The sequence below is a fragment of the Mesorhizobium sp. STM 4661 genome (assembly GCF_000359125.1).
Classification (GTDB): Bacteria; Pseudomonadota; Alphaproteobacteria; order Rhizobiales; family Rhizobiaceae; genus Mesorhizobium.
Map to the genome: position 1 here is coordinate 298957 of NZ_CAAF010000082.1, position 17587 is coordinate 316543.

Sequence of the window (17587 nt, forward strand, 5' to 3'; positions counted from 1 at the left end):
GAGTCCATCCAGCGCGGGCCGGTCCCGAAGCACAAACCTCCCCGGCGAACTGGGCACCCGAGGGGCCTAGATCCTGATCCCGGCCTTCCACAGCCCCGACCGTGCTTTCGGCAGCAGGCCGGACTTGGGCGAGGTGATTGGCCGTATGGATCTTCTGATTTTCTTGAACAATGTATTTGTCGGTTCCGTCTTCAACGATTGTGCGATCATCTGCAGCGCGGGTTTCAACTCCCCAAAAGCACGGTGCAAGATATGCGCCGAACACGCGGCAGCATGTGGATAGCCCGCCCTCGCCGCCGCAAAGAAAGGTTCAAAATCTTTTGCCAGAACGTGGCCGCGCCACAACCGGACGGTCAGAACCCGCATGGCTCTTAGCGGCATGTCAGAAGAGACGAGAAATTCCCTGGTCATAAGCGACTTCAGAATTGCCTCGCCGGAACGATAGTCATTGTCGCGAAAATAGGACGCAGCCATCTTCAGGGCGTAGACATCGTTTTCCGGATCAAGCGCATAGGCTTTCCCGAGAATTTCTCTCGCCCGCGCGGAACTGATCCGGTCTTCCAGATCGAGGAAAGCAGCTTGATAGCCGAAGGCAGCCTCCAGCGGATGGTAGTCCGACTGATGAGCCTCCAATTCGCCCAGGATGATTTCCGCAGCCCGGGAACTGTCGAACAATGTCGTTGTCTTGGTAGAGGGAATGTCACCCATCACTGACGCTATCGTGGCAAAGACACTGCTTCCGGCATAGATTTTCTGGCATCGCGCCATGAGCCCCATCTCAAAAAATGCCTTGAGTGTCTGATCCTCGAATTCCCTCGCCCCGAAATCATCGGTCAGCAAGGCTCCGGTTTCGGATCTCAGATATTCGAGCGTAGCGCGATCCTCGCCGATCAGCAGGGTTGAGAGACCCTTCGACGAAAGTTCCGACACGATCGACTTGGCCAAGGTGGAAGGGACCACCTTGTTCGCAAAATCCAGACTTGAACGGTACTTGCCGCGGACGATGTCGCCACTGCGAAGATGCAGTGCGGCCATCGGACTGGGAAAGCGGCACTTGTCGGCGGCGTCGAGCGCCTGTTTCACGTTCCCGGAGAAGCCAAAACCCCGCAAGGTTTCGGATCTTCGGATTGTTTCAGCGCCCTCGTCTCGAAATGCTTCCAGAATGCGAAATTCATTGCAGATCCAGCCCCGGAAATTCCCTTTTGCTGCAACGGCGTCCAGGCTGGACCGTGTGAAAGCCGCTTTTTCGAGAATGGCGAAATCGGATCTCTTGATTTTCTCGCCCAGCCAGTATTTCTCGATGAAATCGGCTGAAAAGATCTTCTCGACCCCGTCGACGACATGAAATTCCTTGTCTCCGATGGCCTTCCAGGTGAACCCGAAGCCATATCCAAGCGTGTCGGTGAGCGACTTTGCATTGGCCATGGCCAGAAGCCGGCCGCCCAAGCCGTCATCCCTGGTGGCGGCGATCAGCGTTGTTTGAGGATCACGCCGCGCCGAGGCGGAGATCGCCTGTCTCAATATGCTGGAGAAACCACGCATAAGTCTGTTCCAAGCCGCTGCGAAGCGAATATTGCGGGCGCCAGCCGGTGGCAAACAGGCGCGACACGTCCATCAGCTTGCGCGGCGTGCCGTCCGGCTTCGTCGAATCGAATGTGAGTACGGCATTGGCGCCGACGACGGAGAGCATGGTGCGGGCCAGCTCGGCAATGGTGATGTCTTCGCCCGAGCCGACATTGACATGGCTGTCGCCGCTATAATTCTTCAGGAGCCAGACCAGCGCGCCGGCGGCATCGTCGACATGCAGGAACTCGCGCATCGGCGTGCCCGATCCCCAGACCTCCAGGGTCTTGTCGCCGGCGCGCCTGGCCTTGTGCGCCTTGCGCATCAGGGCCGGCACGACATGGCTGGTAGAGAGGTCGAAATTGTCGCCCGGACCGTAAAGATTGGTCGGCATCGCGGAAATGTAATCGACGCCATACTGGCGCCGATAGGCCTGGCACAGTTTCAGCCCGGCGATCTTGGCGATCGCATACCATTCGTTGGTGGGTTCGAGCGGACCGGTCAGCAGCGCGTCCTCGGAGATCGGCTGTGCCGCGAACTTCGGGTAGATGCAGGAGGAACCGAGAAACAGCAATTTCTGCACCTCGTTGCGGAAGGCGCTCTCGATGACATTGGTCTGCATGACCAGATTGTCCTGCAGGAAATCGACCGGCAGCCGGTTGTTTGCCAGGATGCCGCCGACCTTGGCCGCCGCCATCACCACCGCATCCGGTCTGCGGTCGGCCATCCAGCGCCGCACGCCGGCCTGATCCTGAAGATCGAGTTCATCGCGGGACGCGGTCAGAACCTCGCAATCCTCGCCAGCCAGCCTGCGCAGGACGGCGGAGCCGACCATGCCGCGATGCCCGGCCACGAAAACACGCTTGCCTTGAAGTTCGAAATTCATTGGCGTATCCCTATGCAGAACGGCAGCCAAGCCCTCGGCGCCGGTGCTCCGGATGGACCTTGCGTCGGACGCATAGCGCATACGGATTTGCCCAGACAAGGCAAATCGCCAAACAAGGCAAAATCAGCGGCTCAGACGCCTGCCACGGCGCACAGGCTCTTCATTCTCGCAATGGCCAGCTCCGGGTCGGCCAGCAGTCCCGCCTGATCCGCAAGGCGGAAGACATCGGCATAGTGGCGGATGCCGCGCGCCGACTGCATGCCGCCGACCATCGAGAAATGCGACTGGTGGCCGTTCAGCCAGGCCATGAAGACGATGCCGGCCTTGTAATATTCAGTCGGCGCCTCGAAGATCTTGCGCGACAGCGGCACTGTCGGTGCCATCAGCGCGTCATAGCCGGCGCGGTCGCCATCGGCGAGCTTCGCCAGTGCTGCATTGGCGACCGGCGCGATGGCGTCGAAAATCCCAAGCAGCGCGTGCGAGTGTCTTTCGCCATCGCCGGCGATCAATTCGGGATAGTTGAAGTCGTCGCCGGTGAACATGACCACCCCTTCCGGCAGCCGGTTCCTGAGCGCGATTTCCTTGTCGGCGTCGAGCAGCGATATCTTGATGCCCTCGACCTTATCGGCATGGCGTTCGATAATCGCGACCACGGTGTCGAGCGCCGTCTCGAAATCGCTGCTGCCCCAATAGCCCCTGAGCGCCGGATCGAACATGTCGCCCAGCCAGTGCAGGATGACCTTGCCGGAGGCCTGGCGAAGGATGCGGTCGTAGACGTCGGCATAGTCTTCGGGACCCTTGGCCACGGCCGCCAGCGCGCGGCTGGCCATCATGATCGCCTTGCCGCCCAGGCCCTCGATGAAACCGAACTGTTCCTCATAGGCCGCGATGACATCATCGAGACCCCTGGCGGCGCCCGGCGCCAGATGGTCGGTGCCGGCGCCCGAGGCCAGATCGGCGCCCGCGACGGTGCGTGCCTCGGCGATCGAGCGCCGGATCAGTTCCCTGGCGTTTGCCCAATCAAAACCCATGCCGCGCTGCGAGGTGTCCATCGCCTCAGCGACGCGAAAGCCGAGCCGCCACAGATGATGGCGGAACGCCATCGTGCGCTCCCAGTCGACCGCCGGATGAGACCACGGATCGGTCATATCAAGCGGATCGGCAACGACATGGGCGGCGGCGTAGGCGATGCGCGAAAACCTGGCGCCGATCACCGGCGGCACCGGCTGGCCGACAAGGCGGTAGCGGATGTGGCGGCCACCCTCCCCAGGCAAGGTAATGTCCATCGATCTCTCCCTTGATCGCGCCTATAAATGGAACGTTCCAATAAATCAAGAACCTTTACGATCTCCGTCTCAACTCCGGTCAATTGTTGCACCGCAATACAAAAACCCTTAAACTACACCGTGTCCGGTCCAAAAATTGCCAATATCTCAGGCTCGGAGAAAACCCCATTGACTCACATCCAGCGTAGCGATTAGAACGTTCCAATTATTCGATCAAAAAAATACCGGGAGGACGCATCTGAATGGCCAGCCGGGCCAAGGCGACGATACTCGACATTGCCCGCGAGGCGGGGGTGTCCAAATCGACGGTGTCGCTCGTGCTGCAGGGCAGCGGGCTGATCCGGCCTGAGACCGCGGTCAAGGTTCGCAAGGCGATCGAGGATGTCGGCTATGTCTACAACCGCGGCGCCGCCAATCTGCGCAAGGCCCATTCCAATGTCATCGGCATGGTCATCAACGACCTCACCAACCCCTTCTTTGCCGAAATGGCTGTCGGCATGGAACGCGTCTTCCAGTCGGCCGGCATAGTTCCCTTCATCGCCAACACGGCCGAGAATCCCGTGCGCCAGGAAGAAGTGCTGAAATCGCTGATGGAACAGGGCGTCGCCGGGCTCATCGTCTCACCGGCGCGCGGCACGACGTCTGGCGCCTTCCGGCGGCTGGAGATGGTGGGCCTTCCGGTCGTCTTTGCCATGCGCCGTCTTCCCGAAAGCCGCATCCCCGTGATCGCGCCGGACAATCATCGCGGCGCCTATCTCGCCACCGCCCATCTGATCGGCAAGGGCCATCGCCGGCTGGCTTTCTTCGGCGGTTCGTCCGATCTGGTGGTCTATCACGAGCGTCTCGGCGGTTTTCGCGAAGCGTGCGAGGCGCTCGGCATCGCCAAACGCGATACGATCGTCGTCGAGGGCGAGACCAGCCGCAAGGGCGGCATTGCCTGCCTGGACACGGCACTTGCGGCGGCCGAGCCGCCGACGGCGGCACTGTGCTTCAACGATGCGGTCGCCTTCGGCGTCATGCTGGCGCTGCGCAAGCGCGGACTGGAACCCGGAGCGGATTTCGCCGTCGTCGGCTTCGACGACGTCGTCGAGGCCCAGCATTACATGCCGGCGCTGACCAGCGTCGCGGTGGATTCAGCAGGCCTTGGCGAGCGCGCCGCCCATGTCATGCTGAAGATGATCCAGTCGCGCACGACACGCGCCGAGGACCATATCGGCGCGGTCAACCTCGTGGTCAGGGAAAGCTGTGGTCCCGATCGGCATAAGGGAATGGGAGACGCGGCATGAGCAAGCTCGTCTCCGCAGCGCAGGCTGCCGGCATGATCAAGGACGGCATGGTGGTGTCCGTGTCGTCGTCGAGCGGTCTCGGCTGCCCGGACGCGGTGCTTGCCGCGATCGGTGAACGCTTCGATGCGGAAGGCCATCCGAAAGGTATCACGACGCTGCACCCGATCGCCGCCGGCGACATGTACGGCATCAAGGGGATCGATCATCTGGCCAAGCCCGGCCTGTTGAAGCGCACGCTGTGTGGATCCTATCCCTCCGGCCCGTCATCCTCGGAGCCGCCGCTGATCTGGCGGATGATCGGCGACAATTCGGTCGCCGCCTACAACGTACCATCCGGCATCTTGTTCGACATGCATCGCGAGGCCGCCGCCAAGCGGCCCGGCGTCTTGACCAAGGTCGGCCTCGACACCTTCGCCGACCCGCGTCATCAGGGCTGCGCCATGAACGACGCCGCCAGCGAACCGATCGTGTCCGTGCAGCAGTTCGACGGCGAGGAATGGCTCTATTTCCGCTCGATCGTGCCGCAGGTTTCGATCATCCGCGCCACGACGGCCGACGAGCGCGGCAACCTCACCTATGAGCATGAAGGCGCCTATCTCGGCGGGCTGGAACAGGCGCTTGCCGCCCGCAACAATGGCGGCATCGTCATCGCGCAGGTCAAGCGCGTCGTCGAGAACGGCACGCTGAAACCGCATGACGTGCGCGTGCCCGGCGTGCTGGTCGACCACATCGTGGTGGCGCCCGACCAGTTGCAGACGACGCTGACCCCTTACGACCCGGCGATATCAGGCGAGATCTTCCGGCCGCTGTCGAGCTTCCGCAATGCCGAGATGAACGTGCAGAAGGTGATCGCCCGCCGCGTCGCCATGGAGCTCAGCGACGGCATGGCGGTCAACATCGGCTTCGGCATCTCGGCCAACGTGCCGCGCATCCTTCTCGAGGAAGGTCAGCACGGCAAGGTCACCTGGCTGATCGAACAGGGTGCGGTCGGCGGCGTGCCCTTGCTCGACTTCAAGTTCGGTTGCTCTTCGAATGCCGATGCCTTCATGCCCTCGCCGCACCAGTTCATCTATTTCCAGGCCGGCGGCTTCGACGCCTCGCTGCTGTCCTTCCTGCAGATCGACCGCCACGGCTCGGTCAATGTGTCGAAGCTTTCGGCCCGTCCGCATGTCACCGCCGGCGCCGGCGGCTTCGTCGACATCACCGCGCGGGCGAAGAAGATCGTCTTCTCCGGCTTCTTCAATGCCGGCGCCAAGCTCTCACTGGCCGATGGCGCGATCCGCATCGACCAGGAAGGCAAGGTCAAGAAGGTGGTCGGCGAGGTCGAGCACATTTCCTTCTCGGGCAAGCGCGCGGTCGCGCAAGGACAGGACATCACCTACGTCACCGAACGCTGCGTGATGAAGCTGACGCCGGATGGGCTGATGGTGACGGAACTCGCGCCCGGCATCGACCTCGAGCGCGATATAATGGCGCAGGCCGAGATTCCGCTCGGCGTTGCCAACGACCTGAAAGTGACGCCGGACGCACTCTATCGGGACCGGCCGATCGGCCTGTCGCTGAATGGCGGCGCCTCGCTTGGAGGCGCGCATGTCTGAGCGTCTCGTCACCTTTGAAACCGACGGCGCCATCGGCATCGTCACCTTGCGCCGGCCGGAGAAATTCAACGCGCTCGACATCCCCATGCTGCGGGCGCTGGAGGCCGCGCTCGACGAGGCGGAGGCGACGCACGGTGTGCGCGTCGTTCTGATCTGCGGCGAGGGCAAGGGCTTTTGCGCCGGCGGCGATGTCGAGGCCTGGGCTGCCATGAGCGCCGCCGATTTCCAGGTGCGATGGGTGCGCTATGGACACCGTGTCTTCGACCGGCTGGCACGGCTCAGGCAGCCGACCATCGCCGTTCTGTCCGGCCATGCGCTCGGCGGCGGGCTGGAACTGGCGGCCGCCTGCGACTTCCGCGTCGCCGAAGCGCAGGTCAGACTTGGCTTCCCCGAAACCTCGATCGGCGTCGTCCCTGGCTGGTCCGGCACGCAGCGTGCGGTGCGCCGCTTCGGCGCCCAGACAGTTCGCCGCATGGCGCTCGGCGGCGAGGTCTTTCCCGCTTCCGAGGCGCTCGCCCTGGGCATCGTCGACCGCGTGGTGGAGGCCGGCAAGGCACGCGCCGAAGCCAAGGCGTGGGGAGAAAAAATCGCCGAGCGCGGGCCACTGGCGATTGAGGCTGCCAAGCTGATGATCGCCGTTGCCGAAGGCGAGGAAAGCGCCGCCGCGACAGAGGCGCTGGCCAGCGGCTTCATCGCGCTGACCGGCGACCTCAAGGCAGGTGTCGGCGCTTTCAAGACCAAGCAGAAGCCAGCGTTTTCAAGATCTTAGAGTCACAAGCGGAATCTAGAAATCACATGAACTTGCCCCTCAAGATCGCCATGCCCACCGAGGCATCCGCAGCACCGAAGAGCTACCGGCTGCTGATCGACGGTAAGCATGTCGACGCCCGCGACGGCCGCACTTTGGAACGCAACAGCCCCGGCCATGGCTTCACGGTTTCGCGCTATGCGCAGGCCGGCCAGGCGGACGTCGAGGCAGCGGTGACCGCCGCCCACAAGGCTTTCGAGACCGGTCCGTGGCCGCGCATGAAGGCCAGCGAGCGCGCTGCGATCCTGCTCAAGGCGGCGGACTTGATCGAGGCGCGGCTGGAGGAGATCGCCCGGCTCGATGCGCTGGAGTCCGGCAAGCCGATCGCCCAGGCGCGCGGCGAGATCGGCGGCGCCGTCGACATCTGGCGCTATGCCGCATCACTCGCCCGCACGCTGTCCGGCGACTCCTACGCAAACCTCGGCGACGCCATGCTGGGCGTCGTGCTGCGCGAACCGATCGGCGTCGTCTCGATCATCACGCCCTGGAATTTCCCGTTCCTGATCGTCAGCCAGAAACTGCCCTTCGCACTCGCCGCCGGCTGCACGGCCGTCGTCAAGCCGAGCGAAATGACTTCCGCCTCGACCTTCGTGCTTGGCGACATCCTGATGCAGACCGGCTTGCCCAATGGCGTCGTCAACATCCTCGCCGGCCTGGGCAGCGATGTCGGCGCGCCGATGGTCAGTCATCCGCTGGTCGAGATGGTGTCGTTCACCGGCTCCACCCGCGTCGGCAAGATGACCATGGCCTCGGCCGCGCAATCGCTGAAGAAAGTTTCGATGGAGCTCGGCGGCAAGAACGGCCAGATCGTCTTTCCCGATGCCGATCTCGAAGCCGCAGCCGACGCCGCGGTGTTCGGCGGCTTCTTCAACGCCGGCGAATGCTGCAACGCCGGCAGCCGGCTGATCGTGCATGAGGCGATCGCCGACGACTTCCTCAGCGCGGTCAAGGCGCTCACCGCCAAGGTGACCGTGGGTGATCCTCTGGACGACCGCACCAAGGTCGGCGCGATGATTTCGCCGGACCATTTGGACAAGGTAGCCGGCTATGTAACGGCGGCGGCAGGCGACGGCAGCGATATCTACAGCGGCGGCAAGCAGCTGACCTCCAATGCCGGCCAGTACCTCGACCCGACCATTATTCGCGGCGTGACCGAAGACATGGCCATCGCACGCGAGGAAGTGTTCGGTCCGGTGCTCTCGGTGCTCACCTTTGAATCGATTGAAAAGGCGTTGCACATCGCCAACAACACGCCCTATGGTTTGTCGGCGGGCGTGTGGAGCGCCAGCATCGACACCTGCATGTCGGTGGCGCGGAGTGTGCGTTCGGGAACCGTTTGGGTGAACACGTTCATGGAAGGTTATCCCGAACTGCCTTTCGGGGGCTACAAACAGTCCGGTCTCGGACGCGAACTCGGCAAACGCGCCGTCGAGGATTATACCGAGGAAAAGACGATCCAGTTTCATCGCGGCCAGCGCACCGGATGGTGGCTCGGCTGAGTTGGGAAGTACCCGGCGGGCATCCGCCGGTCGTGTAATGCAACAAGGGAGGAAGTACATGTTGCGCAAACTGCTTATCGGAACAGCTCTTGCATCGGGCCTTGCCTTCGCGGCCCATGCCGAGGACGTCAAGGAAGTGCAGATGCTTCACTGGTGGACGTCGGGCGGCGAAGCGGCTGCCCTCAACGTGCTCAAACAGGATCTGTCCAAGGAAGGCTATGCCTGGAAGGACGTGCCGGTGGCCGGCGGTGGCGGCGACGCCGCCATGACCGCGCTGAAGGCGATGGTCGCGGCCGGCAACTACCCGACGGCATCGCAGATGCTCGGCTATACCGTGCTCGATTATGCGGCCGCCGGCGTGATGGGCGACCTGACCGAGACAGCGAAGAAGGAAGGCTGGGACAAGTCCGTCCCGGTGGCCCTGCAGAAATTCTCCGTCTATGACGGCAAATGGGTCGCGGCTCCGGTCAACGTCCACTCGGTCAACTGGCTGTGGATCAACAAGGCGGTGATGGACAAGATCGGCGGCACCGAGCCGAAGACTTTCGACGACTTCATCGCCCTGCTCGACAAGGCCAAGGCGGCTGGCGTCATCCCGCTCGCCCTCGGCGGCCAGAACTGGCAGGAAGCCACCATGTTCGACTCGGTCGTGCTGTCGACTGGCGGACCTGAGTTCTACAAGAAGGCGATGAACGACCTCGATGATGAGCAGCTCAAATCCGACACGATGAAGAAGTCGTTCGACAATCTCGCCAAGCTGGTCACCTATGTCGACCCGAACTTCTCGGGCCGCGACTGGAACCTCGCCACCGCCATGGTCATCAAGGGCGATGCGCTGGTGCAGGTCATGGGCGACTGGGCCAAGGGCGAATTCAACGCCGCCAAGAAGGCCCCAGGCACCGACTTCCTGTGCTATCGCTTCCCCGGCACCGATGGCAGCGTGATTTACAACTCCGACATGTTCGGCATGTTCAACGTCCCGGACGACCGCAAGGCCGCCCAGGTCGCACTCGCCACCGCCACTTTGTCGAAGAGCTTCCAGTCGGCCTTCAACGTCGTCAAGGGTTCGGTTCCGGCCCGCACCGACGTGCCTGACACCGACTTCGACGCTTGCGGCAAGAAGGGCATGGCCGACCTGAAGGCCGCCAATGAAGGTGGCACGCTGTTCGGCTCGCTGGCCCAGGGCTATGGCGCGCCTCCGGCGGTTGCCAATGCCTACAAGGACGTCGTCTCGAAGTTCGTCCATGGCCAGATCAAGACCTCGGACGAAGCCGTGACCGAACTGGTCAAGGCGATCGACGACGCCAAGTAAGGCACTCGCCACGTCACCGGCCTTCCCCGCCAGCGGGGAAGGCCTTCCTAGGGGCATAGGGCGGCTGTCCTGGTCCGCTTGCGTGCCGGCCAATCCGCGATCCCAGGGCTCCGCTTGCGCTATCCTGTCCCTAGCCTCGCCGGGACAGGCGCACGATACGGGATGAACCGATGAGCACTGTTGCTGAAACCAGTATGACGCTGACGCCGGAGCATGACACCCGCCCGAGCGCCTCGGTGCGCTCGCGCCTGCAGGATGCGTTGCCGAAGATCGTGCTGGCGCCGAGCTTCGCCGCCACCGTCGTCTTCGTCTACGGCTTCATCCTGTGGACGATCTATCTGTCCTTCACCAACTCCAAGACCTTCCCGTCCTATGCCATCACCGGGCCGCGCGCCTATCAAAGGCTGTGGCGCTGGACCTTCGAGAGCGACCCGCCGTCAAGCTGGTACACCTCGATCACCAATATGGGCATCTTCGGCTTTCTCTATATTTTCATCTGCCTGGCGCTCGGCCTGTTCCTGGCGATCCTGCTCGACCAGAAGATCCGCGGCGAAGGCGTGCTGAGGCCGATCTATCTCTACCCGATGGCGCTGTCCTTCATCGTCACTGGCGTCGCCTGGAAGTGGTTCCTCGATCCCGGCCTCGGCCTCGAGCAGACGCTGCATCAATGGGGCTGGACGAGCTTCCATTTCGACTGGATCAAGAACAAGGATTTCGTCATCTACACGGTGGTCATCGCCGGCGTCTGGCAGGCCTCCGGCTTCATCATGGCGATGTTCCTGGCCGGCCTGCGCGGCATCGACGGCGAGATCATGAAGGCGGCGCAGATCGATGGCGCCACCACCTTCCAGCTCTACCGCCGCATCGTCATCCCGCTTCTGCGGCCAGTGTTCCTCTCGGCCTTCATTGTTCTCGCGCACCTTGCCATCAAGTCCTACGATCTGGTCGTCGCGCTGACCAGCGGCGGCCCGGGCGGCTCGGCCTGGCTGCCGTCGAATTTCATGTATGAGTACACTTTCAAGCGAAACGAGATGGCCGTCGGCTCGGCCAGCGCCGTGATCATGCTGATGACCATCACCGCGATCATCGTCCCCTATCTCTATTCCGAGCTCAGGGAGAAGCCGCGATGAGCGCCGTCACCACGCCGGCGCGCCAGGACACTGGCGGCACCAGCGCCAAGACCCTAAACCGCATCGTCATCTATGGAATGCTGGCGCTGTTCGCGCTGTTCTACCTGATGCCGCTCTTCGTCATGCTGGTGACTTCGTTCAAGACCATGGACGAGATCCAGAACGGCAACATGCTGGCCCTGCCCAGGGCGCCGACCTTCGAGCCATGGCTGAAAGCGTGGGGCGAGACCTGCGTCGGCCTGACCTGCGCCGGCATCAAGGGCTATTTCTGGAACTCCATCAAGATGGTGGTTCCGGCGGTGCTGATCTCGACGCTGCTCGGCGCGCTCAATGGCTATGTCCTGACCAAATGGCGCTTCCGCGGCCACACGCTGGTGTTCGGGCTGATGCTGTTTGCCTGCTTCATCCCGTTCCAGTCGGTGCTGTTGCCGATGGCGACGATCCTCGGCAGTCTCGGCCGTTTCGGCGTAACACTACAGAACGCGACGGGCCTGACGTTCGGGTTGGGCAATCCAACGGTCAACCTCGTCTTCGTCCACGTCGTCTACGGCCTTGGCTTCACCACTCTGTTCTTCCGCAACTATTACGAGGCCTTCCCGACCGAACTGATCAAGGCGGCGCAGGTCGACGGCGCCTCCTTCTTCCAGATCTTCCGGCGCATCATGCTGCCGAACTCGATGCCGATCTTTGTCGTCACCGTCATCTACCAGTTCACCAACATCTGGAACGACTTCCTGTTCGCCTCCGCCTATGCCGGCACCGGCGACTCTATGCCGATGACGGTGGCGCTGAACAACGTCGTCAACACCTCGACCGGCGTCGTCGAATACAACGTCAACATGGCGGCCGCGATGATTGCCGCATTGCCGACCCTCCTCGTCTACGTGCTCGCTGGCCGCTACTTCGTGCGCGGCCTGATGGCCGGCGCCGTCAAGGGATAATCCGATGGGGATAATCTGATGGCTTTTCTGGAAATTGATGGGCTGAAGAAGCGCTTCGGATCGGTCGAGATCCTGAAAGGCATCGACGTCGATCTCGAAAAGGGCGGTTTCCTCGTGCTGGTCGGCCCGTCCGGCTGCGGCAAGTCGACCTTGCTCAACACCATCGCCGGCCTGGAAACCATCACCGAAGGTGAGATCCGCGTCGATGGCCGCACGATCAACGATCTCCATCCGTCGAAGCGCGACATCGCCATGGTGTTCCAGAGCTATGCGCTCTATCCGAACATGACGGTGGCCGGAAACATCGCCTTCGGCATGGAGATGCGCGGCGTGCCGGCCGCCGAGCGCCAGAAAGCGATCGACAAGGTGGCAAAGGTGCTGCAGATCGGCCACCTGTTGCAGCGCAAGCCGAGCCAGCTTTCCGGCGGCCAGCGCCAGCGCGTCGCCATGGGCCGAGCGCTGGTGCGCGATCCCAAGCTCTTTCTCTTCGACGAGCCGCTGTCCAATCTCGACGCCAAGCTGCGCGTCGACATGCGCATCGAGATCAAGCGCCTGCACGCCACCACCGGCACCACGATCGTCTATGTCACCCATGACCAGATCGAGGCGATGACACTGGCCACCAAGATCGCGGTGATGCGCGACGGCGAGGTGCAGCAGTTCGGCACGCCGGCCGAGATCTACAACAATCCGACCAACATCTTCGTTGCCGATTTCATGGGTTCGCCGGCGATGAACCTGGTGCCGGCGACGATCGGCGGCAATGGCAGCGGGCTGTCGGTGGTGCTGCAGCGCGACGGGCGCGAGCCGATCTCGCTGCCGCTCGCCAATCCACCGGCAGGCCTCTCGGCGTTTCAGGGCAAGCCGATCATCTTCGGCGTCCGCCCCGAAGCCCTGACCGATCCGGAAGGAGCCGAGCGCAACGCCTCGAACATCGCCACCGCCGATTGCCATATCGAGGTGATCGAGCCGGCCGGCTCCGACACCTTTGCCGTCACCAATCTCGGCGGCAAGGCCGTGGTGGCGCGGCTGCGCGCCGACGCCAATATCCAGCCGGGAACGGTGACGCCGCTCGCCTTCAACCTGACCAAGGCGTTGTTCTTCGATCCGACGACCGAGAACCGTATCCTCTGACGGCTATGGCAAACCCCGACATCGTCATCATAGGCTCCGGCATCGGCGGCGCCACGGTCGCCTCCGGTCTTGCCGGCAGTGGTGCCTCGATCCTGATGCTGGAGCGAGGCGAGAAATTGCCGGCGACGCCGCACACGCGTGACACGCGCGCCATCTTCGTCGACGGCTATTATCGGCCGAAGGAGATGTGGCGCGAGGCCGGGGGTGCTGCGTTCAATCCCGGCAATTATTACTATGTCGGCGGCAATTCGAAATTCTATGGCGCTGTGCTGATCCGCTACCGCAGCCAAGACTTTTCCGCCATGGAGCACTATGGCGGCATCTCGCCGGCCTGGCCGTTTTCCTATGACGAATTCGAGCCCTGGTATTCGAAGGCGGAGCAGTTGTTTCGTGTACGCGGTGCTCTCGGCGAAGACCTGACCGAGCCATTCCACTCGATTCCTTACGCCTTCAAACCGGTGCCGGACGAGCCACCGATCACCCGCGCACGCGCCGAACTCAAGGGCCTCGGCCTGCATCCGGCCTCGCTGCCGCTCGGCGTCGACATCGATGCCTGGCTGAAGGATGGCAAGACGGGCTGGGATGCTTTCCCCAACACCGGAATGGGCAAGATCGATGCACAGTCAGGGCCGCTGACGTCGGCACTTGCGGACACCAACATCCAGCTCGAGACCGGCGCCTATGTCGAACATCTCGAAGCCTCGGCCGATGGCAAAACTATTGCCGCTGTCCACTACCACCAGAACGGGACGCTGAAGAAAGTATCGCCGAAGCTGGTCATCCTCTCCGCCGGCGCCGTCAATTCCGCCGTCATCCTGCTGCGCTCACCCTCGCCCAGTAATAGCAAGGGAGACGGCAAAGGCCTCGCCAACCGCTCCGACCAGGTCGGGCGCAATTTCATGAACCACAATTCGAGCGCCATGCTGGCGATCGATCCGCGCCGCCGGAACGATGCCGTCTACCAGAAGACGCTGATGCTGAACGACTATTATCTGTCCGACGGCAAGGGCGGCAAGCCGCTCGGCAACGTCCAGCTTCTGGGCAAGATCGACGGCAACATGCTGAAGGCCAACGTCAAGTTCGCGCCGAAATTCGCGCTCGATTTCATGGCCGGCCACGCGATCGACTGGTACCTGATGTGCGAGGACCTGCCCGACCCGGAAAGCCGCATCATGGTCGACGGCAAGGACATCGTCATGCACTGGCGACGCTCCAACATGCAGTCGCTCGATGGGCTGACCAAGGTGATGCGGGAGAATTTTCGCGCTTGCGGTTACCCGATCGTGCTCTCACGCGCTTTCGACAAGCGCACCCCGTCGCACCAGTGCGGCACGGTGAAGATGGGCAACGATCCGGCGACCTCGCCGCTCGATCCGCTCTGCCGCTCGTTCGACCACCGGAATCTCTTCGTCGTCGATGGTGGCTTCCTGCCGAATTCGGCGGCGGTTAATCCGGCACTGTCGATCGCTGCGCAGGCGCTGCGGGTGGCTGACCACATCCGCAAGACGGAGCTTGCTGCATGATAGGTCAGCGCCGCCCCTCATCCGCCTGCCGGCACCTTCTCCCCGTAAACGGGGAGAAGAAAGCTGGCCGCAACCTCGGCGCTATTTCTGCAACGCTAGTGATTGGCGAAGCCGGCGGCGAAGGCGTCCTTCTCCCCGTCACTATACGGGGAGAAGTGCCCGGCAGGGCGATGAGGGGCGGCACTGACGTTCGAAGGGACATCTTCACATGACCCGCTCGGCCGCGATCATCACCGGCGGCGCACGCGGCATCGGCTTGGCCTGCGCCGGAGCACTCGCCGATGCCGGCTTCGACATCCTCGTTGCCGACCTGGCTGAAAAAGCCACCGACGGGCTCGCCGCCGACATCACCGCGCGCGGCGCGGCGTTCGCATACCATCGCTGCGACATCGCCGATCTCGGCGACCATGCGGCACTTGTCGATGCCGCATTGAATGCCTTCGGCCGCATTGACTGCCTGGTCAACAATGCCGGCGTCGGCGCGGTCTTACGCGGCGACCTTCTGGAGTTGAAGCCGGAAAATTTCGACCGCACGCTCGGCGTCAATCTGCGTGGCACCGTTTTCCTCAGCCAGGCCGCCGCCAAGGCGATGCTTGCAGCGCCAAGCGATCACCCAAAATCGATCATCACCATCACCTCGGTCAGCGCCGAAATGGCCTCGCCGGAACGGCCGGATTACTGCATCTCCAAGGCCGGGCTTTCGATGTGGTTGAAGAACCTGGCGCTCAGGCTCGCACCCGAAAACATCGGCGTATTCGAAGTGCGGCCAGGCATCATCCGCACCGACATGACGGCAGGCGTCACCGCCAAATATGACGCGCTGATCGATGACGGGCTGGTGCCGGCCAGGCGCTGGGGCGAGGCTTTCGATGTCGGCGCCGTGGTCGCGGCACTCGCCAGCGGGACATTCGGCTTTTCGACAGGCTCGATCATCAATGTCGACGGCGCACTGTCCGTGCCGAGGCTGTGAACAGGTGACGCCATGACCGACTACATCATCGTTGGCGCCGGCCCGGCCGGTTGCGTTCTCGCCAACCGGCTGAGCGAGGAGCCGTCGAACTCGGTGCTGCTGCTCGAAGCCGGCGGCAAGGACTGGCATCCGCTGATCCACATGCCGGCGGGCTTCGCCAAGATGACCAAGGGCATCGCCTCCTGGGGCTGGTCGACCGTGCCGCAAAAGCACATGAAGGATCGCGTCTTCTGGTACACGCAGGCCAAGGTGATCGGCGGCGGCTCCTCCATCAACGCCCAGATCTACACACGCGGCAACGCCCGCGATTACGACGCCTGGGAGAAGGAAGAAGGCCTTGCCGGCTGGGGCTATCGCGACGTGCTGCCCTACTTCAAGCGGGCCGAGAACAACCAGCGCTACGCCAACGATTTCCACGGCGACCAGGGGCCGCTCGGCGTCTCCAACCCGATTTCGCCGCTGCCGATCTGCGAGGCCTATTTCCGCGCCGGACAGGAGATGGGCATCCCCTTCAATCCGGACTTCAACGGCGCCAGCCAGGAGGGCGTCGGCTACTATCAATTGACGCAGAAGGACGCGAAGCGCTCATCTGCTTCGGTCGCCTACCTCAAGCCGATCCGCGAGCGCAGGAACCTGACGGTCAGGACCGATGTGCTGGTCATCCGCATCGTCATCGAGAAAGGCCGTGCCATCGGCGTCGAAATCGTCGACAGGCCGGGCGGCGAGAAGAAAATCCTGCGCGCCGCGCGCGAGGTGATCGTCTCGTCTGGCGCCATCGGTTCGCCGAAGCTTCTGATGCAGTCGGGCATCGGCCCGGCCGACCATCTGAAATCGGTTGGCGTCACGCCGCTGCACGACCTGCCCGGCGTCGGCTCCAACATGCAGGACCATCTCGACCTGTTTGTCATCGCCGAATGCACCGGTGACCACACCTATGACAACTACGCCAAGCTGCACCGGACCGCCTGGGCCGGCCTGCAATATCTGCTGCTGAAGAAGGGGCCGGTGGCGTCCAGCCTGTTCGAGACCGGCGGCTTCTGGTACGCCGACCCGACCGCCGCCTCGCCCGACATCCAGTTCCATCTTGGCCTCGGCTCCGGCATCGAGGCCGGCGTCGAGAAACTGAGGAACCCGGGCGTGACGCTGAACTCGGCCTTCCTGCGCCCGCGCTCGCGCGGCACGGTGCGGCTGAAGAGCGCCGATCCGGCCGACCATCCGCTGATCGACCCGAACTACTGGTCGGACCCTTACGACCGTGACATGTCGATCAAGGGCCTCAGGCTGGCGCGCGAGATCATGCGGCAGAAGGCGCTTGCCCCTTATGTCCTGCGCGAAGTGCTGCCCGGCCCTGCCCTGCGGAGCGGCGACGAGCTGTTCGACTATGCCTGCCGCAGTTCCAAGACCGACCACCATCCTGTCGGCACCTGCCGCATGGGCCATGACGATATGGCGGTCGTGACGCCCGACCTCAGGCTGCGCGGTATCGAGGGCCTGCGGGTCTGCGACGCCTCGGTGATGCCGCGCATCCCCTCCTCCAACACCAATGCCCCAACGATCATGGTCGGCGAAAAGGGCGCCGATCTGATCCTCGGCCGCGAGCCGCTGCCACCGGCGGTCTTCTCAGGCAACCGCGCAGCGTAGGGAGTAGAAG

The 17587-nt window shown here is 63.2% G+C and carries 14 protein-coding genes; 11 read left to right on the top strand and 3 right to left on the bottom strand.

The window, feature by feature from the left end; translation table 11 throughout:
* Positions 1-66 precede the first annotated feature (66 nt).
* The 3 genes from MESS4_RS28760 to MESS4_RS28770 all read right to left on the bottom strand — a co-directional run bounded on the left by MESS4_RS28760 (position 67) and on the right by MESS4_RS28770 (position 3735).
* Positions 67-1542: a hypothetical protein gene (locus MESS4_RS28760; RefSeq protein WP_244441236.1), complete on the bottom strand. Its 1476-nt coding sequence runs from the start codon at positions 1540-1542 to the stop codon at positions 67-69.
* The gene (locus MESS4_RS28765; protein WP_006338949.1) at positions 1487-2449 is read right to left on the bottom strand and encodes a GDP-L-fucose synthase; all 963 of its coding nucleotides are present in this window, start codon (positions 2447-2449) and stop codon (positions 1487-1489) included. The genes MESS4_RS28760 and MESS4_RS28765 overlap by 56 nt, the downstream gene beginning before the upstream one ends.
* Before the next feature lie 131 nt (positions 2450-2580).
* The gene (locus MESS4_RS28770) at positions 2581-3735 is read right to left on the bottom strand and encodes a dihydrodipicolinate synthase family protein (protein WP_006338957.1); all 1155 of its coding nucleotides are present in this window, start codon (positions 3733-3735) and stop codon (positions 2581-2583) included.
* 242 nt (positions 3736-3977) lie between these two features.
* Here MESS4_RS28770 and MESS4_RS28775 point away from each other — a divergent pair, with 242 nt between their 5' ends.
* The 11 genes from MESS4_RS28775 (at position 3978) to MESS4_RS28825 (ending at position 17577) form a co-directional block, all read left to right on the top strand.
* Positions 3978-5021, top strand: coding sequence for a LacI family DNA-binding transcriptional regulator (locus MESS4_RS28775; RefSeq protein WP_006338959.1), 1044 nt, complete (start codon positions 3978-3980; stop codon positions 5019-5021).
* On the top strand, positions 5018-6619 hold the full coding sequence (locus MESS4_RS28780; RefSeq protein ID WP_006338960.1) for an acetyl-CoA--acetoacetyl-CoA transferase: 1602 nt from the start codon (positions 5018-5020) through the stop codon (positions 6617-6619). The genes MESS4_RS28775 and MESS4_RS28780 overlap by 4 nt, the downstream gene beginning before the upstream one ends.
* Positions 6612-7388, top strand: coding sequence for an enoyl-CoA hydratase/isomerase family protein (locus tag MESS4_RS28785; protein WP_036242478.1), 777 nt, complete (start codon positions 6612-6614; stop codon positions 7386-7388). Before MESS4_RS28780 ends, MESS4_RS28785 begins: the two co-directional genes overlap by 8 nt.
* Positions 7389-7414: 26 nt before the next feature.
* The gene (locus MESS4_RS28790) at positions 7415-8926 is read left to right on the top strand and encodes an aldehyde dehydrogenase family protein (protein WP_006338963.1); all 1512 of its coding nucleotides are present in this window, start codon (positions 7415-7417) and stop codon (positions 8924-8926) included.
* A 58-nt stretch (positions 8927-8984) separates the two neighbouring features.
* Positions 8985-10238, top strand: coding sequence for an ABC transporter substrate-binding protein (locus tag MESS4_RS28795; protein WP_006338964.1), 1254 nt, complete (start codon positions 8985-8987; stop codon positions 10236-10238).
* A gap of 170 nt (positions 10239-10408) precedes the next feature.
* On the top strand, positions 10409-11368 hold the full coding sequence (locus MESS4_RS28800; protein ID WP_006338965.1) for a sugar ABC transporter permease: 960 nt from the start codon (positions 10409-10411) through the stop codon (positions 11366-11368).
* Positions 11365-12309 carry a carbohydrate ABC transporter permease gene (locus MESS4_RS28805; protein WP_006338966.1) on the top strand — a complete coding sequence of 315 codons (945 nt, stop codon included), beginning with the start codon at positions 11365-11367 and terminating at the stop codon, positions 12307-12309. Before MESS4_RS28800 ends, MESS4_RS28805 begins: the two co-directional genes overlap by 4 nt.
* Positions 12310-12327: 18 nt before the next feature.
* Positions 12328-13443: an ABC transporter ATP-binding protein gene (locus MESS4_RS28810; RefSeq protein ID WP_006338974.1), complete on the top strand. Its 1116-nt coding sequence runs from the start codon at positions 12328-12330 to the stop codon at positions 13441-13443.
* Between the two features lie 5 nt (positions 13444-13448).
* Positions 13449-14966 carry a GMC family oxidoreductase gene (locus MESS4_RS28815; RefSeq protein ID WP_006338978.1) on the top strand — a complete coding sequence of 506 codons (1518 nt, stop codon included), beginning with the start codon at positions 13449-13451 and terminating at the stop codon, positions 14964-14966.
* Positions 14967-15174: 208 nt separating this feature from the next.
* Positions 15175-15936: a 3-ketoacyl-ACP reductase gene (locus MESS4_RS28820; RefSeq protein WP_006338981.1), complete on the top strand. Its 762-nt coding sequence runs from the start codon at positions 15175-15177 to the stop codon at positions 15934-15936.
* 12 nt (positions 15937-15948) lie between these two features.
* On the top strand, positions 15949-17577 hold the full coding sequence (locus MESS4_RS28825) for a GMC family oxidoreductase N-terminal domain-containing protein (RefSeq protein WP_006338982.1): 1629 nt from the start codon (positions 15949-15951) through the stop codon (positions 17575-17577).
* The last annotated feature ends 10 nt before the right edge of the window (positions 17578-17587 follow it).

What these genes read in the sequence shown, in the direction of transcription:
- MESS4_RS28760 (WP_244441236.1), bottom strand. Translation starts at nt 1,542, where the DNA reads ATGCGTGGTTTCTCCAGCATATTGAGACAGGCGATCTCCGCCTCGGCG.
- MESS4_RS28765 (WP_006338949.1), bottom strand. Translation starts at nt 2,449, where the DNA reads ATGAATTTCGAACTTCAAGGCAAGCGTGTTTTCGTGGCCGGGCATCGC.
- MESS4_RS28770 (WP_006338957.1), bottom strand. Translation starts at nt 3,735, where the DNA reads ATGGACATTACCTTGCCTGGGGAGGGTGGCCGCCACATCCGCTACCGC.
- MESS4_RS28775 (WP_006338959.1), top strand. Translation starts at nt 3,978, where the DNA reads ATGGCCAGCCGGGCCAAGGCGACGATACTCGACATTGCCCGCGAGGCG.
- MESS4_RS28780 (WP_006338960.1), top strand. Translation starts at nt 5,018, where the DNA reads ATGAGCAAGCTCGTCTCCGCAGCGCAGGCTGCCGGCATGATCAAGGAC.
- MESS4_RS28785 (WP_036242478.1), top strand. Translation starts at nt 6,612, where the DNA reads ATGTCTGAGCGTCTCGTCACCTTTGAAACCGACGGCGCCATCGGCATC.
- MESS4_RS28790 (WP_006338963.1), top strand. Translation starts at nt 7,415, where the DNA reads ATGAACTTGCCCCTCAAGATCGCCATGCCCACCGAGGCATCCGCAGCA.
- MESS4_RS28795 (WP_006338964.1), top strand. Translation starts at nt 8,985, where the DNA reads ATGTTGCGCAAACTGCTTATCGGAACAGCTCTTGCATCGGGCCTTGCC.
- MESS4_RS28800 (WP_006338965.1), top strand. Translation starts at nt 10,409, where the DNA reads ATGAGCACTGTTGCTGAAACCAGTATGACGCTGACGCCGGAGCATGAC.
- MESS4_RS28805 (WP_006338966.1), top strand. Translation starts at nt 11,365, where the DNA reads ATGAGCGCCGTCACCACGCCGGCGCGCCAGGACACTGGCGGCACCAGC.
- MESS4_RS28810 (WP_006338974.1), top strand. Translation starts at nt 12,328, where the DNA reads ATGGCTTTTCTGGAAATTGATGGGCTGAAGAAGCGCTTCGGATCGGTC.
- MESS4_RS28815 (WP_006338978.1), top strand. Translation starts at nt 13,449, where the DNA reads ATGGCAAACCCCGACATCGTCATCATAGGCTCCGGCATCGGCGGCGCC.
- MESS4_RS28820 (WP_006338981.1), top strand. Translation starts at nt 15,175, where the DNA reads ATGACCCGCTCGGCCGCGATCATCACCGGCGGCGCACGCGGCATCGGC.
- MESS4_RS28825 (WP_006338982.1), top strand. Translation starts at nt 15,949, where the DNA reads ATGACCGACTACATCATCGTTGGCGCCGGCCCGGCCGGTTGCGTTCTC.